Annotated in this window: 12 protein-coding genes and 1 pseudogene; 5 read left to right on the top strand and 8 right to left on the bottom strand. The window is 75.5% G+C overall.

The genetic code is table 11. The features are described from left to right. Window positions 1-297: 297 nt before the first annotated feature. Together ACRYM0_RS17560 and ACRYM0_RS17555 are read right to left on the bottom strand one after the other, a co-directional pair. On the bottom strand, window positions 298-1,590 hold the full coding sequence (locus ACRYM0_RS17560) for a DUF3500 domain-containing protein (protein ID WP_432507129.1): 1,293 nt from the start codon (window positions 1,588-1,590) through the stop codon (window positions 298-300). A gap of 296 nt (window positions 1,591-1,886) precedes the next feature. Next, a complete protein-coding gene (locus tag ACRYM0_RS17555; RefSeq protein WP_432507134.1) occupies window positions 1,887-2,474 on the bottom strand; it encodes a DJ-1/PfpI family protein in 588 nt (195 codons plus the stop codon). A 126-nt stretch (window positions 2,475-2,600) separates the two neighbouring features. Here ACRYM0_RS17555 and ACRYM0_RS17550 point away from each other — a divergent pair, with 126 nt between their 5' ends. After that, the gene (locus tag ACRYM0_RS17550; RefSeq protein ID WP_432507127.1) at window positions 2,601-3,587 is read left to right on the top strand and encodes a GlxA family transcriptional regulator; all 987 of its coding nucleotides are present in this window, start codon (window positions 2,601-2,603) and stop codon (window positions 3,585-3,587) included. A gap of 5 nt (window positions 3,588-3,592) precedes the next feature. Here the strand turns inward: ACRYM0_RS17550 and ACRYM0_RS17545 are convergent, their stop codons facing one another. Next, window positions 3,593-4,105, bottom strand: coding sequence for a GNAT family N-acetyltransferase (locus tag ACRYM0_RS17545; protein WP_432507125.1), 513 nt, complete (start codon window positions 4,103-4,105; stop codon window positions 3,593-3,595). A gap of 97 nt (window positions 4,106-4,202) precedes the next feature. Beyond that, on the bottom strand, window positions 4,203-5,183 hold the full coding sequence (locus tag ACRYM0_RS17540; protein WP_432507132.1) for an intradiol ring-cleavage dioxygenase: 981 nt from the start codon (window positions 5,181-5,183) through the stop codon (window positions 4,203-4,205). Window positions 5,184-5,308: 125 nt separating this feature from the next. Between ACRYM0_RS17540 and ACRYM0_RS17535 the strand changes: the two are divergent. Beyond that, window positions 5,309-5,422, top strand: a pseudogene (locus ACRYM0_RS17535) (hypothetical protein); the annotation flags it as partial. A gap of 272 nt (window positions 5,423-5,694) precedes the next feature. Here the strand turns inward: ACRYM0_RS17535 and ACRYM0_RS17530 are convergent. Then, window positions 5,695-7,929, bottom strand: a complete 2,235-nt coding sequence (locus ACRYM0_RS17530) for an MMPL family transporter (protein WP_432507124.1) — start codon at window positions 7,927-7,929, stop codon at window positions 5,695-5,697. A gap of 177 nt (window positions 7,930-8,106) precedes the next feature. Between ACRYM0_RS17530 and ACRYM0_RS17525 the strand changes: the two genes are divergently transcribed. From ACRYM0_RS17525 to ACRYM0_RS17515, 3 genes are read left to right on the top strand one after another with little or no spacing between them, the layout of a single operon-like run. Further along, window positions 8,107-9,456 (top strand): sensor histidine kinase, encoded by a 1,350-nt coding sequence (locus ACRYM0_RS17525; protein ID WP_432507122.1) that lies wholly within the window; start codon window positions 8,107-8,109, stop codon window positions 9,454-9,456. Window positions 9,457-9,494: 38 nt separating this feature from the next. Beyond that, window positions 9,495-10,163: a response regulator gene (locus ACRYM0_RS17520; RefSeq protein ID WP_432507131.1), complete on the top strand. Its 669-nt coding sequence runs from the start codon at window positions 9,495-9,497 to the stop codon at window positions 10,161-10,163. After that, window positions 10,160-10,972 carry a DUF4097 family beta strand repeat-containing protein gene (locus ACRYM0_RS17515; protein WP_432507121.1) on the top strand — a complete coding sequence of 271 codons (813 nt, stop codon included), beginning with the start codon at window positions 10,160-10,162 and terminating at the stop codon, window positions 10,970-10,972. The genes ACRYM0_RS17520 and ACRYM0_RS17515 overlap by 4 nt, the downstream gene beginning before the upstream one ends. A 24-nt stretch (window positions 10,973-10,996) precedes the next feature. On the opposite strand, the gene ACRYM0_RS17510 is transcribed toward ACRYM0_RS17515, so the two are convergent. From ACRYM0_RS17510 to ACRYM0_RS17500, 3 genes are all read right to left on the bottom strand, one after another. Then, complete coding sequence (locus tag ACRYM0_RS17510) at window positions 10,997-11,986, bottom strand: bile acid:sodium symporter family protein (RefSeq protein WP_432507120.1); 990 nt, start codon at window positions 11,984-11,986, stop codon at window positions 10,997-10,999. A 61-nt stretch (window positions 11,987-12,047) separates the two neighbouring features. Further along, a complete protein-coding gene (locus ACRYM0_RS17505; RefSeq protein ID WP_432507118.1) occupies window positions 12,048-13,967 on the bottom strand; it encodes an acetyl/propionyl/methylcrotonyl-CoA carboxylase subunit alpha in 1,920 nt (639 codons plus the stop codon). A gap of 46 nt (window positions 13,968-14,013) precedes the next feature. After that, entirely contained in the window at window positions 14,014-14,691 is a 678-nt protein-coding gene (locus ACRYM0_RS17500) for a Maf family protein (protein WP_432507116.1), read from the bottom strand. Window positions 14,692-14,769 lie beyond the last annotated feature (78 nt).

Genomic DNA, 14,769 nt, shown 5'->3' with positions numbered 1-14,769 from the left:
GGGGCCCCCCCGCCCGCCCCCCCCCCCCCCCCCACGGGTGAGCAGTCATTGACGTCGGGCTCGTGTGCGGGCTCTCGGCCCCAGGACGTGCTGAACTGCAGGTGCCCGCTCAGGGCCACCGAAGAGGCTCGGGGCGTGTGGGTGGTCACCGCGATCGCGGTGTGCCCGGAGAAGAACTCCAGCAGCTGCCCGCGGTCGACGTCCGTGGTGTCCGGGTGCGGGGGCCGTTCGCCGGCGGCGACGACGTCGCAGTCGTACCGGCGTCCTCCAGGCGGTGCAGGCGTGGTCGGGCGGACTTCACCCCTCGGACAGGGCGCCGTCGGCGGGTGCATCGCCGCCCGGGAATCCGCCGCCCGGAGCTCCGCCGCCCGGGGCTCCGCCGCCGCCCATCCCGGACGCCGCCTGCTGGGTGACGCTGCCGGCGTAGTCGTTCGTGGGGTCGCGGTAGATGGTGTGCACGTGGCCCCACCCGGTCGTGGTGACGCCCTCGACGTCTGCACCGGCGGACCCGTTCTGGGCCTGGAACGAGAGGTACACGTTCGGCCCGGAGATCGAGAACGAGATCCCGTCGCCGGTGCTCATGTCGTAGGTGGTCTCACCCGACCAGGCCACGACGGTGTCGTCGAGGGTGGCCTCGATCTCGGCCAGGGTGGTGGCCGTGCTCTCCTCGTCGGCCATTCCCGCCCAGTTGGCGATGAGCTCGAGCAGCAGCTGCTTCTGCTCCTCGGTCAGCTCCGCGCCGGTCAGCCCGGTGCCGGTGGCGAAGTCGCAGGTGTCGCCGGGGGCGCAGGAGCTGACCTCGCCCGAGGTCAGGGTCGCCTGCTGCTCAGCGGTGAGGCTGTCGAAGAAGGCGAACGCGTCGGTGTAGATGCCGTCGAACGGCTGCACCTCGTTGCCGTCGGCGTCGGTGTAGACCGCCGGCTGCACCCCCAGGTGGGTCGGGGCGAAAGTGATCGTGTCGGCCGCGCCGTCGAGGGTGGCGTTGATGCCCAGGTGGTGCCCACCGAACTGCACCTCGAAGGCACTCGTCTCGGACGGGTCGCCGAAGAAGGCGATGTAGTACTGGCCCAGGCTCTCCTCGGTGGAGTTCGAGTACTCGTGCAGGTACTCGTCACCACCCATGATGGCTGTGACGGTCTCGTACGCTTCATCGCTGAGCAGCGACTCGAGAACGGCCAGGGCGGCGGTCTGCTGCTCCTCGGTGAGGTCGGTGAGGTTCAAGCCGGCTCGCTCGACGAACGTGACGGGGAAGTTCGACCAGGAGGTGGTCTTGGTCTCGTCGTCGTAGGCGTACAGCACCGCATCGCGCTGCTCCTCGCTCAAGGTGGCGAGGAACGCCTCGGCGGCGGCCGCGGTGTCGCTGATGGTCTGCGCGGTCGTGGTGGCGTCGGTGGTCGAGGTCGCCGCGACGTCCGTGGTCGAGGTGCTGGTCGAGCTGCTCGCCGAGGAGCTGGTCGCGGTATCGGCCGTGGTGGTGCTGCATCCGCTCAAGGTGAGACCGCCGGCCAGCAGCACGGCGGCCATCCACGTGGTGCGGGACCGTACAGGCCGTCGTCGCGTAGGGGCGGGGGTCGTGCCGATCTCCGTCATGACTTCGATGCTAGACAGGCAGGCTTTGCGAAGACTGTGAGGAGTTGGTGGGTTTGATCGCCTCGGGGAAGTCGGCTCAGCGGTGCTCCGCGACGGCGAACAGGCTTCAGTCGACCGCTCGTTCTTCGACGTGAGAGCGCACGCTCGTGTCCGCGGGCTCAGGCGGTCGACGAAACACCTCCGCGAGCACCTCAGACAGTGACCTGAACCCCGACGTCTGTCGAGGCCGCTCGTTCAATCCGGCGGCGATGGCATTGAAGTCCGCTCGTGCACGCGGGCGGTGGACCCACGGTTCCTCACACGGGCGGTCGCGGGTCGTACTGGATGTCGCGGCGCACCTGCCGGGCCCGCTCGGTCCCGGCCAGGCGGGCCACCAGGTGCAGGGCCATGTCGATGCCCGCGGACACCCCGGCGGAGGTGATGACGTCGCCGTCGTCGACGAACCGGTCGTCCGGGCGCACCTCGATGCTGAGGTCGAGCTCGCTCAGCAGGTCCAGCGAGCCCCAGTGGGTCGTGGCCGGCCGCCCCGACAGCAGGCCGGCGGCGGCGTAGACCAGGGCCCCGGTGCACACGCTGGTCATCAACGGCACCTCGGCGCGCCGGCGGCGGACCCAGTCCAGGTGCTCGCCGTCGTGCAGTTGGGTTCGGGTGCCGCGTCCCCCGGGGTGCAGCAGGACGTCGAGGGCCGGGGCGTCGGCGAAGGAGTGGTGGGCCATCAGCGTCAGGCCCTTCGCGCACGTGACGGCGGCGCCGTCACGGGACAGGCAGGTGACGTCCCAGCCGTCCTCGGGGTGGGTGCGGGTCCAGTGCGCCAGCACCTCCCACGGTCCGACGGCGTCCAGTTCCTCCACGCCGTCGAACAGGACGACGCCGATGCGGCGCAAGGGTTCTACCGCTCGTGGTGCCGCAGCCGCGGCCGGGGTCCGCTGTTCGCTCACGACGGCCAGTCTCGGTGGGGACGCGGGGACCGGGACAGTGGCAGGAAGGGCATCCACCGATAGCTTCCTGCCATGAGCGCCTCGGCCCCGGCACCGGACGACGTCGAGCGGCACCACGTCGCGGTCCTCGTCCTGCCCGGGGTCCGCCCGCTGGACCTGGGCATCCCCGCGCAGGTCTTCACCGCCCGCCCGGGGTCGCCGTACACGGTGACCTTGTGCGCGGCCCGGCCCGGGCCGGTGCCCACCAGCGCAGGTTTCGACGTGCAGGTGGCGCACGGGCTGGAGGCGATCGCCGGTTGCGACACCGTCCTGGTCCCCGGGTACGACACCACCCGCGCTCCCGGACCGGAGGTGCTCGCAGCGCTGCGGGCGGCGCACCGGGCGGGCCGCCGAGTGGTGTCCATCTGCACCGGTGCGTTCGCCCTGGCCGCCGCCGGCCTGCTGGACGGGCTGCGCGCCACGACGCACTGGGACAGCGCCGAGCGGCTGGCCCGGACGTACCCGGGCGTCGAGGTGGACGCCGACGCCCTGTACGTCGACCAGGGGCAGGTGCTGACCTCGGCGGGGGTTTCGGCGGGCATCGACCTGTGCCTGCACCTGGTGCGCAGCGACCGCGGAGCCGCGGCCGCCAACCGCCTGGCGCGGGCGCTGGTCGCCGCCCCGCACCGTGAGGGCGGCCAGCGGCAGTTCATCGCCCGGCCCGTCGCGCCCAGCGCGCGAACCTCGCTCGGTGCGGTGCGCCAGCGCGCGGTGCAGCAGTTGGCCGATCCGCTGACGGTGGCGGAGATGGCCGGGTGGGCGCACCTGTCGACGCGGACGTTCGCGCGGCGGTTCCTGGCCGAGACCGGGACGACGCCCAAGCAGTGGCTGCTGGCCGAGCGCATCGCGCGCGCCCGGGAACTGCTGGAGTCCACCGACCTGCCCGTGGAGCGGGTCGCCGCGGCGGTCGGGCTGGGCACGGTCGCCAACTTCCGCGCCCACTTCCGCCGCGTCACCGGCTGCGGGCCGGCCTCCTACCGGTCCTCCTTCAACCCGGCGCCCGGCGGAGGTGCACGGTGACCACCTCAACCCGCCACGCTGGACGTCCGCCGGACCCACCGGACCGCGCGCACGCCGTCCTCGGTCCTGCTGCGCCCGTCGGGGGCGAAACCGTGCTTGCGCATGAAGGCGTGCGCGCGGGGGTTGTGGTCCGCCACCCACCAGGCGGCCGACTCCTGCGGGGCCAGGACGGCGTCGAGCAGCGCCGGCCCCGCCCCGGAGCCGTGGTGGGCCGCGTCGACGTAGATCAGGTGCAGTTCGGAGTCCCAGGTGGCGTCGGTCTCCTGAGCGGGACCCGCCATCGCGATGCCGACGACCGTTCCGCCCAGCTCGGCGACCGCGGCGCGGTTCCTGCTCCACCGCTCGTCGGTGAGAGCACCGGTCCAGAAGCGTTCGCGGGTTTCGAGCAGGCCCGGGTCGTCCAGGACGGAGTCCGGTACCAGGCCGCGGTAGGTCTGCTGCCAGCAGGTGACGTGCACACGGGCCATCTGCGGAACGTCGCCGACCTCGGCGCGGCGGACGGTGACCGCAGGAGCCATCCCGTGATCGTAGGAGCTCAGGCGCCGCGCGACCGTGCTCCTCCCGACCCTGCGCCCTCCGGCAGACCGCGCGGACGGCGTCGTGGCGCGTGTGCGGCTAGGCGGAGGTGGGCCGGTCCGCGGGCATCGTGGGCATGCCGGTGGGCGGGGTGCCGCCGGGGGCGCCGGTGGGCGGGGTACCGCCCATGCCGCCGCCACCCATCCCGCCGCCGCCGGAGGGGGCGGAGCCGGCGGTGGGGGTGGTGGAGGTGTCCACGCCGACGGTCAGGGAGACCTGGTAGCCGCTGGTGACGTCACCGGTGACGGTGGCCAGCTGGTTGGCGGCGGAGTCGTCGCTGAAGACGTTGTCGCTGGCCAGGGTGACCTGCGACAGGTTGGTGACGGACTGCTCGTAGCCGGTGGTGGCGTAGACGGTGTCGCACACGTCCTCGGGCAGGGCGACCTGGGAGGTGGCGATGGCGTTGGTGGCGTCGGTGATGGAGTCGACGTCGGGGTAGACCTCGAAGTGGATGTGCGGCCAGCGCCCGGAGTAGCAGGCGGGGAAGATGCTGGTGAAGGTGACCTCGCCGTTGGCGTCGGCCACCTGCACCCCGCGCAGGTAGTTCTCGTTCTCGATCCCGGAGGAGTACAGGGAGTAGTTGCCGTCGCGGTCGCAGTGCCAGACGTAGACGGCCACGCCCTCGAAGGGCACGTCGCCCCCGAGCATGTCGACGATGCTCAGCGTCATCGTCATCGGCAAGCCCTCGGCGGTGGTGGTGGAGGTGCCGAAGGAGGAGCGGATGTCGGAGCGGACCACGCCGGACTGGGTGAGGACGTTGGCGCCGTTGGAGCCGTCGCCGGGGTAGGGGCCGGCGGTCTCGTCGGGGATCTCGCTCAGCGCCGAGGAGCTGGAGGTGGTGGCGGAGGAGGCGTCCGCGTCGCCGTCGCCGCAAGCGGCCAGGGTCAAACCGGTGGCGCCGAGGCCGAGGACCCCCAGGGCGCGGCGGCGGTTCAGCATGGTGCCCAGGTCGAAGGCCAGGCCCTGGTCGTCGACGTCCTCGTCCTGGCGCGGCAGGGTGCGGCCCTGGTAGGTGCGCAGCGCCCGCCGTGCCCGGCCCTGCTGGTCCTGCTGGCTGGTGTCGTCGCTGTTCTCGCTCACGTGAACACCATCGGCGACGGAGACGCGGCCTGGGCCTGATTCCGCTGTGCTGAGCCTGTGAGGTCGTGGCCGTCGCTACGTTCGACCCCGTGCCCGGACCCGCAGTGCTGCACCCCTGCGACCCCGCCTGGCCCGCACGAGCAGCCCGACTGCTCGCCGCGGTGGAGCAGGCGCTCCGCCCGCTGGAGGTGGCCGGGTCCTTCGACCACATCGGCTCCACCTCGGTGCCCGCCCCGAGGCCCGTGACCGCTGCGCCGCGTTCAAGGCGGTCACCGCTGCCGAGCACGCCGGTGACGCCGACCACGGCGACTGCACCCGCGCCGAGACCTCGTTCTTCGACCAGGTGCAGGAGGACTTCGAGGCGTGGGGGCGTCGCAGCCGGAGCCGGGAACCCCGCCGGTGACCGCGCAGCCGCGGGGGAACGCGCGCCCACCGGCGGGGGAGGGGTGGTTCAGGCGTCGACCGCTTCACCGCGCGCACCCGCGGCCGCGCCGCCCTGCGCCGGGACCACCTGCCGCGCCGGTCGTCCCCCGGCTCGCCGCCCCACCGCCCGCAGCGCCGCCGGCAGCACCAGGGCGCGCACTACGGTGGCGTCCAGCAGCACCGCGACCGCCAGCCCCACCCCGAGCTGCTTCAGGCCCGGGTCCGGCAGCGTGCCGAACAGCGCGAACACCGCCACCATCACCGCGGCCGCGCTCGTCACCACGCCCGCGCTGCGCGCCACCCCCACCCGGACCGCCCGCGCGGGGCCGGAACCGGCGGCGAACTCCTCGCGCACGCTGGAGACCACCAGCACGTGGTAGTCCATCGACAGCCCGAACAGCACCACGAACACCAGCACCGGCAGGTACGCCACGACCGTGCCCGTGGACGTGAACGCCAGCAGGTCCTGCGCCCACGTGCCCTGGAACACCCCGGCCACCACGCCCAGGGCCGCCGCGCAGCTCAGCGTGTTCAGCAGCACCGTCACCAGCGCCAGCAGCGGCGAGCGGAACGCCACCGCCACCACCGCGAACGTCAGCACCAGCACGAAACCCACCACCCACGGCAGCCGGTCCACCATCCAGCGCGCCAGGTCGCTGCCCGCGGCCACCCCGCCGCCGACGGACACCTGCGCGCCCGGAACCCGCTCGGCCACCGCCGGGCCGACCCGCTCCCGCAACGCGGCCACCGCCCGGTCGGCCTCCGGCCCGGAGTCCACGTCGCTGTCCAGCGGCACCGCCACCACGTGGGTGCGCCCGTCGGCGGAGGAGCTCACCGGCGCCCCGCCCGCGCCCGCCAGGTCCGCCAGCGCGGTGCGGGCCGCCCCGGCGGACGACGCCGGCGCGGTCACGACGACCTGCGCCGCCGGCGCCTGCGAGGGGAACGCGTCCGTCAGCCGGTGCAGGGTCTGCACCGTCGGCAGCTCCCGGGGCAGCGCGTCGTCGCCGGGCAGGCCCGTGCGCAGCCCCGCCAGGGGCAGGGTCAGCGCCACCAGCAGCCCCGCCCCCAGCACCAGCGACAGCACCGGCCGCCCCGAGGCGGCGGCCGCCGCCCGGCCCACCGGGGAGACGCGCTCGGCCCGCCGCGCGCCGCCGCGCGCGTCGCGGCGCCACGGCAGGCGCAGCGCGTCCACGCGCTCGCCCAGCACGTCCAGCAGCACCGGCAGCAGCGTCGCCGAGGCCAGCACCGCCACCGCCACCACCAACGCCGCCCCCAGGGCCAGCGACGTGTACAGCCCGCCGGCCACCAGCATCCCCAGCATCGACACGACCACCGTGGCGCCGGAGACGACCACGGCGTGGCCGGCGGTGCGGGTCGCCAGCAGCACCGCCGCGCGCACCGGCAGCCCCGAGCGCCGCGCCAGGCGAGCCCGGTGCAGCACGAACAGCGCGTAGTCCACCCCGACCGCCAGGCCGATGAGCACCGTCAGGCTCGCCGCCTCCTGCGCCACCGGGTGCACGCGCGAGAGCAGGGCGCTGGCGCCCAGCGCCACGACGACCGCGACCACGCCCAGCAGCAGCGGCACGACGGCCGAGACGACCGAGCCGAACGCCAGCAGCAGCACCAGCAGCGTGATCGGCAGGCTCACCAGTTCCGCGCGGTGCAGGTCCCGCTCCAGGCGCCCGCCCACCTCCTCGCCGATCGAGGCGGACCCGACCACCCCCACCACCACGTCGGGGCGATCCAGCGCCGCGCGCAGCTCCGCCCGGGTGACCGCGGTGCGCCGCACCGTGTCCGGCACCCGTTCGACCGCCTCGGCGTACCCCGTCCCCGGGTCCACCGACAGCACGAGCGGCACGGCGAGGACCCGCCCGTCGGCCGAGCGCGCCACCTCGCCCACCTCGCGCACGAGGTCGTCGCCGCGGTGGGCGGAGGCCACCGCGGCGGCCGCGGCGGCCTCGGCGCCCGCCGGCAGCGCAGCGGCGCCCGCGGGCACGGACACCACGACCGTCTCGGTCAGCGGCTCGGAGAACCCGGCCACCTCCAGGGCGCTCGCGGCGCGCTGCGACTCGCCGACGCCCACCTCGTCGCTGGTGGTGGTGCCGCCGGCGAACGCGGCGGCCCCCGCCACGAGCAGCAGCAGCCAGGCCGCGACGACCAGGCCGCGGTGGCGCAGCGACCAGCGCGCCACCGCCGAACCGTCCGGGCCGCCGGGGGCGGGTTCGTCGGGGCCGTCGGAGCGGACGGCGGGTCGGGTGCGCACGGGGGACCTCCCGGTCGGCGGTGGACGCACCCGGTCGGGTGCGTCCCCGACCCTGGCGGTCACCGGGGTGCCCGGTCCCTGGCGCGCACCCCCGTGCGGGGGTGGGGTTCTCCCCACCCGCGACCGGGGTGCGCGCACCGTCCCGCCGCGACCCGGTGCGCCCCTACTGTTCGGGACGTGAGCGAGAACACCATGCGCTGGGCCGCAGCGCTTCCAGCGGTGGACGACCGCGGCGGTGCGCTGCGGGTCTGGGCGCGGGGGTGGTGGTCGGTGGTGCACCTGGTGCTGCACCCCGTGGTCCTGGGCCTGCACCTGACGGCGCTGGTGCTGCTGGTCGTGGGGATCGCCCTGGTCCCCGTGTTCGGCACCGGTCTGCTGCTGCTGCTGCCGGCGCGCCTGCTCGTCGGCGCCGGCGGCCGCCTGGAGCGCTACCGCCTCGCCGCCGTCCTGGACGTGCACGTCCCCGCCGCGCCCCGGGTGCCACCGGAGGGGTCGTGGTGGCGGCGGGTCGTGCTCGACGCGCGCCCCTGGCGCAGCGCCGGTCACCTGGCCGTGGTGTGCACCCTCGGCGTGCTCGGTGCGGGCGTCGTCCTGGCCCTGACCGGCACCGGGCTGGCCGCCCTGGCGGCCCCCGCGGTCGCCGGAGGCCTCGGCCACGACTCCCTGAGCTGGCCCTTCGGCATCCCCGGCACCCTCGACGCCCCCGGGCCCCTCGTCGTCGCCGGCGGGCTGGTGCTGCTGCTGCTCGCCCCCCCGGTGGCGTGCGCGTTCACCGCGGTGGAGGTGCGCTCGGCCCGCGCGCTGCTCGGCCCCGGCCGCCGCGAGCGCGAAGCCGTGCTGCGCCGGCGCGTGCAGACCCTCACCGAGACCCGCTCGCGCACCGTCGACTCCGTGGAGGCCGAGCGCCGCCGCATCGAGCGCGACCTGCACGACGGCCCCCAGCAGCGGCTGGTGTCGCTGGCCATGCAGCTCGGCATGGCCAAGCGGGCCCTGGACCGCGACGGCCCCGACGCCGCCCGCGAGTTCCTCGAGGCCGCCAGCGGGTCCGCCTCCGCCGCCATCTCCGACATGCGCCACGTCGCCCGCGGCATCCACCCGCCGGTGCTCACCGACCGCGGCCTGGACGCCGCCGTCTCGGCGCTCGCCGCCGCCAGCCCCGTCCCGGTGGACGTCGAGGTGCTCTTCCCCGCCGAGCAGCGACCCAGCGCCACCGCCGAGGCCATCGCCTACTTCTGCGTCTCCGAGGCGCTGACGAACACCGCCAAGCACGCCCGCGCCTCCCGCGCCGTCGTGCAGCTGTGGCACGAGGCCGCTCCCGGGGACGGGCTGCTGCGCCTGCGCGTCAGCGACGACGGGGTGGGGGGCGCCGCCCCCGCCGGCGGCACCGTCGCCGACGGCGGCAGCGGGCTGCGCGGGCTGGGCGACCGCCTCGCCGCCGTGGACGGCTGGCTGCACCTGGACAGCCCCGCCGGCGGCCCCACCGTCCTGGAGGTCGCCGTGCCCTGGACCGCCGGCGGTGCCCGGTGAGCGCGCCCGCCGCCGCGCCCGAGCAGGGCGCCGCACCGCTGCGGGTGGTGCTGGCGGAGGACTCCGTGCTGCTGCGCGAGGGCCTGGTGCAGCTCCTGCGCGCCGAGGGCGTCGACGTGGTCGCCGCCGTGGACGACGCCGAGGCGCTGCTGCGCGCCGCCGCCGAGCACGAGCCCGACCTGGTGCTCACCGACGTGCGCATGCCGCCGGCGTTCACCGACGAGGGCCTGCGCGCCGCGATCCTCGTTCGCGCCCACCACCCCGGCACCGCCGTGCTGGTGCTGTCGCAGTACGTGGAGGAGAGCTACGCCGCCGAGCTGCTGGGCGGTCGCGCCCGCGGAGTCGGCTACCTGCTGAAGGACCGCGTCGGCGACGTCGACGAGTTCGTCACCACCGTGCGCCGCGTCGCCGCCGGCGGCACCGCCGTCGACCCCGAGGTCGTCGCGCAGCTGCTCTCGCGGGCCCGTCGCGACGACCCCCTGGAGCACCTGACGCCCCGCGAGCTGGAGGTCCTGCAGCTCATGGCCGAGGGCCGCTCCAACACGGCCATCGCCGCCCGGCTGGTCGTCACCGACAAGGCCGTGGAGAAGCACGTGTCGAACATCTTCGCCAAGCTGGGGCTGCCGCCGGCCACCGAGGACCACCGCCGCGTCCTGGCGGTGCTGCGGCACCTGGAGTCCGCCGCCCGGCCCGGGGGTGCGGCGTGAGCGCCCCCACCGTGCCGCTCGCGGTGGACGCACCGCCGCCGGCCCCGCCGCGCCGCCCCCCGGGGCGCGCAGCCCTCGCGGTGCTGGCCGCGGCCGTCGTCGGCTTCGGCGCCGTGGACGTGCTGGGGGACCTGACCGCCACCCGCACCGAGAGCGCCGAGGTGTTCGCCGGGCCCGTGACGGCCCTGCACGTCACCGGCGACACCGGCGACGTGCGGGTCACCGCCGCGGACGTCACCGACGTGCGGGTGCGCACCCTCGTGCACTCGGGCTGGTCGCAGCCCGGCAGCAGCGCCGAGCTCACCGACGGGGTCGTGCGGCTGAGCTCCGCCTGCTCCGGCGGTGCCTGGATGAGCCCCTGCGAGGTGTCCTGGGAGGTCACCGTGCCGCAGGGCCTCGACCTGGACCTGCGCACCGGCACCGGCGACCAGTCGCTGGACGGGGGGTTCGGCCGCGTCGTCTCGGTCGCGGGCACCGGCGACCTGCTCGCGGCGGGCGCCGACGCGGACGACCTGCGCGCGCAGACCGGCACCGGTGACGTCGAGCTCGCCGGCCGCTACGACGCGCTGCGGGTGCGCACCGGCACCGGGGACGTCGACGCGGACCTCGACGAACCACCGGGCTCCGTGCAGGTCACCACCGGAACCGGCGACGCCACCGTGCGGCTGCCCGCCGTGGCGCAGGGCTACGACGCGACCGCCTCCAGCGGTGTCGGCGACGTGACCGTGGACGTCCCCGTGAACAGCACCTCCGAGCGTCAGGTGCGGGTGAGCACCTCCACGGGTGGCGCGACGGTCCTGACCCGCTGAGCCCCCGCTGGGCGCCGGTCCCGCTCAGCGGGCGCCGGGTGCGCCGTCCAGCGCTCCCGGCGACTCGGCGGCCGGTGCCGCGTCGGCCGGCACCGGGCGCCGGGACCACCAGCTCGCCAGCAGCGAACCCGACACGTTGTGCCACACCGAGAAGATCGCCGCCGGCAGCGCCGCGGCCGGTGCGAAGTGCACGGTGGCCAGCGCGGCGGCCAGGCCGGAGTTCTGCATGCCCACCTCGATGCTCACCGCGCGACGGCTCGCCGCGGACAGGCCGCAGGCGCGCCCGACGCCGTGGCCCAGCAGCAGACCGCCGAGGTTGTGCAGGACGACGGCCAGGACCACCAGCGCACCGACGTCCAGGACCGTGCCGGCGCTGCCCGCCACGACCACCAGGACGACCGCGGTGATGCCGGCCACCGACACCAGCGGCAGCACGTCCAGGCAGCGTTCGACCAGCCGCGGCAGCAGCAGGCGCAGACCCAGCCCCAGCAGCACCGGCACCAGGACGATCTGCACGATCGAGGTGAACAGGGCCGCACCGCTGACCGGCAGCGACCGCCCGACCAGGGCCAGCACCAGCAGCGGCGTCAGCACCGGGGCCAGCAGCGTGGACACCGAGGTCATCGCCACCGACAGGGCGGTGTCACCCCTGGCCAGGTACACCATCACGTTGGAGGCGGTGCCGCCCGGGGCCGCGCCGACGAGGATCATGCCCGCCGTCAGCAGCGCCGAGAACCCGAGCAGCTGGGCGATGCCCCAACCCAGCAGCGGCATGATCGTGTACTGGGCGGCCACCCCCAGCAGCAGCGCCCACGGGCGCCGGGCGATGAGCGCGAAGTCGCCCGGGCGCATCGTCATGCCCATCCCCAGCATGATCACGCTGAGCAGCCACGGCACCGCCGGCGACCAGCCCGTGAACGTCGCCGGGGACGCCAGGGCGACCGCCCCGGCCACCAGGACGATCACCGTGAACCACCGACCGACCGCACCGCTCACCCGCTGCACCCTCGTCACGCGGCCGAGGGTGCCACGCCGCGGAGCGGCCCCGGCGCCGCCGCACCGGGCAGGGGGCGGATCAGTCGACGATCTCGCAGATGACGGTGCCGGTGGTGGTGGTGTCGCCCGGCGCCGCGGTCAGCCCGGAGACCGTGCCCGCCTTGTGCGCGGTCAGCGGCTGCTCCATCTTCATCGCCTCCAGCACCGCGACGAGGTCGCCCGCCTCGACGCGGTCGCCGTCGGCGACCTCCACCTTCACGATCGTGCCCTGCATGGGCGCCACCAGCGCGTTGGGGTTCGCCGCCGAACCCCCCTGCGCCTTCGAGCCCTTCCGGCCGCGACCACCGCCGCGGTGCGTGGTGCTGCGGTACGCGCGGGCCACGGCCGCGCCGGCCGCCACGCCCGCCCGGGAGATCTCGTGCCCGGCGCGGGACAGCTGCGCGTTCAGGTGCTCCACCGGCAGGGAGACCTCCAGGCGCTTGCCCGCGACCTCCACCACGATCGTCTCGCGGTGCGCCGGCCCGCCGTCCGCGGCGTGCAGGTCGCCCGAGCCCGGCAGCACCGAGGCGTCGAACTCCGTCTCGATCCAGCGCGTGTGCACCGCGAAACCCGCCGGGCCGCTCCCGGTGAACGCCGGGTCCGCCACCACGGACCGGTGGAACGACAGCACCGTCGGCACGCCCTCCACCTGGAACTCCGCCAGGGCGCGCGCCGCGCGCGCCAGCGCCTGCTCGCGGGTGGCGCCGGTGACGATCAGCTTGGCCAGCAGCGAGTCGAAGTCCTGCGAGATCTCCACCCCGCCGCTGACCGCCGCCGCGCGCGGGTCGATGCCGGTGTCCACCCGCACGCCCGGCCCGGACGGCAGGGAGAAGCGGGTCAGCTTGCCCGGGCGCGGCAGGAAACCCGCGGCGGGGTCCTCGCCGTTGACGCGGAACTCGATCGAGTGCCCGCGGGTGGCGACCTCGTCGTAGCCGAGCGCCTCGCCGCGGGCGACGCGGAACTGCTCCACGACCAGGTCCAGGCCGCTGACCTCCTCGGTCACCGGGTGCTCGACCTGCAGGCGGGTGTTGACCTCCAGGAACGCCAGCGTGCCGTCCGCGGCCACCAGGAACTCCACCGTGCCGGCGCCCACGTACCCGGCCTCGCGCACGATCGCCAGCGACGCGCGGCGCAGCTCGGCGTCCTGCTCGGGGCTCAGGAACGGCGCGGGCGCCTCCTCCACGAGCTTCTGGTGCCGGCGCTGCAGCGTGCAGTCGCGGGTGGAGACGACCACCGCGCCGCCGTGCGCGTCCGCCAGCACCTGCGTCTCGACGTGCCGGGGGCGGTCCAGGTAGCGCTCCACGAAGCACTCCCCGCGCCCGAACGCGGCCTCGGCCTCGCGCACCGCCGAGGCGAACAGCTCCGCGACGTCCTCGCGCCGGCGCGCCACCTTCAGCCCGCGCCCACCGCCGCCGAACGCCGCCTTGATGGCGATGGGCAGGCCGTGCTCGTCCGCGAAGGCCAGCACCTCGTCCACGCCGGCCACCGGGTCCGCGGTCCCGGCCACCAGGGGCGCGCCCGCGCGGGCGGCGAGGTGGCGGGCGGAGACCTTGTCGCCCAGCGCCTCGATCGCCGCCGGCGGTGGACCGATCCACGTCAGGCCCGCGTCGATCACCGACTGGGCGAACTGCGCGTTCTCCGAGAGGAACCCGTAGCCCGGGTGCACCGCGTCGGCGCCGGCGCGCAGCGCGACCGCCACGAGCTTCGCGCCGTCCAGGTAGCTCTCGCGGGCCGTGGTGCCGCCCAGCGCGTACGCCTCGTCGGCCATCCGCACGTGCAGCGCGTCGCGGTCGCCCTCGGAGTACACCGCCACGGAGGCGATCCCCGCGTCCCGGGCGGCGCGCACCACGCGCACCGCGATCTCGCCGCGGTTGGCGACGAGCACCTTGGTGACGGGACCCGTCACCGCCGGCCCGGCCGTCGCGGTCGGCTCGGCGGGGGCGGCGTCGGGGGAGGTCATGCGGTGTTCTCCGGGGGTTCGGCGGGGGTTCGGGCGACGGCTGAGACTACTGCCCGCCCGCGAGGGGGGCCTCCCCGCGCGCCCCCGCCCCCGGGACCCACAGGTCCGGCCACGCCACTCCCGCTTCGCGCACCAGGTCGCGCAGCAGCGGCAGGGAGACCCCCACGACGGCGTGCGGGTCGCCCTCCACGCCCCGCACGAACGCCCCGCCCAGGCCGTCCAGGGTGAACGCGCCGGCCACCGCGAGCGGCTCGCCGGTGGCCACGTAGGCGTCGACCTCGGCGTCGGTGAGGTCGGCGAAGTGCACCGTCACCGACGCCACGCCGCCCAGGGTGGCGCCGGAGCCGTCCTCGCGGGCGTCGACCAGCCAGTGCCCGGTGTGCAGGACGCCGCTGCGCCCGCGCATGGCGAACCAGCGCTCGCGGGCCTGCGCGGCGTCGGCGGGCTTGCCGTGCACCTGCTTGACGCCGTCGGGTCCCTCCAGCTCCAGCACGGAGTCGCAGCCCAGCACGAGGGCGTCCTCGGGGACCTCCGCGCGACCGGCGACGTCCTCGGCCTTGGCGCGCGCCAGCACCAGGCACACGTCCTCGCCGTCGGTGACGCCGTAGCGCTCGACCACGGCGGGCTCGTCGACGTCGGAGACGATCACCGCGGGGTCCAGGCCCGCCGCGCGCAGGGTGGCGAGGCGGGCGGGGGAGGCGGAGGCGAGCAGCAGCGACGGCACGCCCGCATCCTCCCACCCGTCCCGGCCCACCCTCCCCCTCCCGCGGTGATCGAGGAAGTTGCAACATCCTCGATCACC

This window comes from Kineococcus arenarius subsp. arenarius (assembly GCF_050871845.1).
Lineage (GTDB): Bacteria > Actinomycetota > Actinomycetes > Actinomycetales > Kineococcaceae > Kineococcus.
The sequence above is the reverse complement of the archived record's forward strand: the minus strand, read 5'-3'. Positions and strand labels throughout refer to the sequence as shown.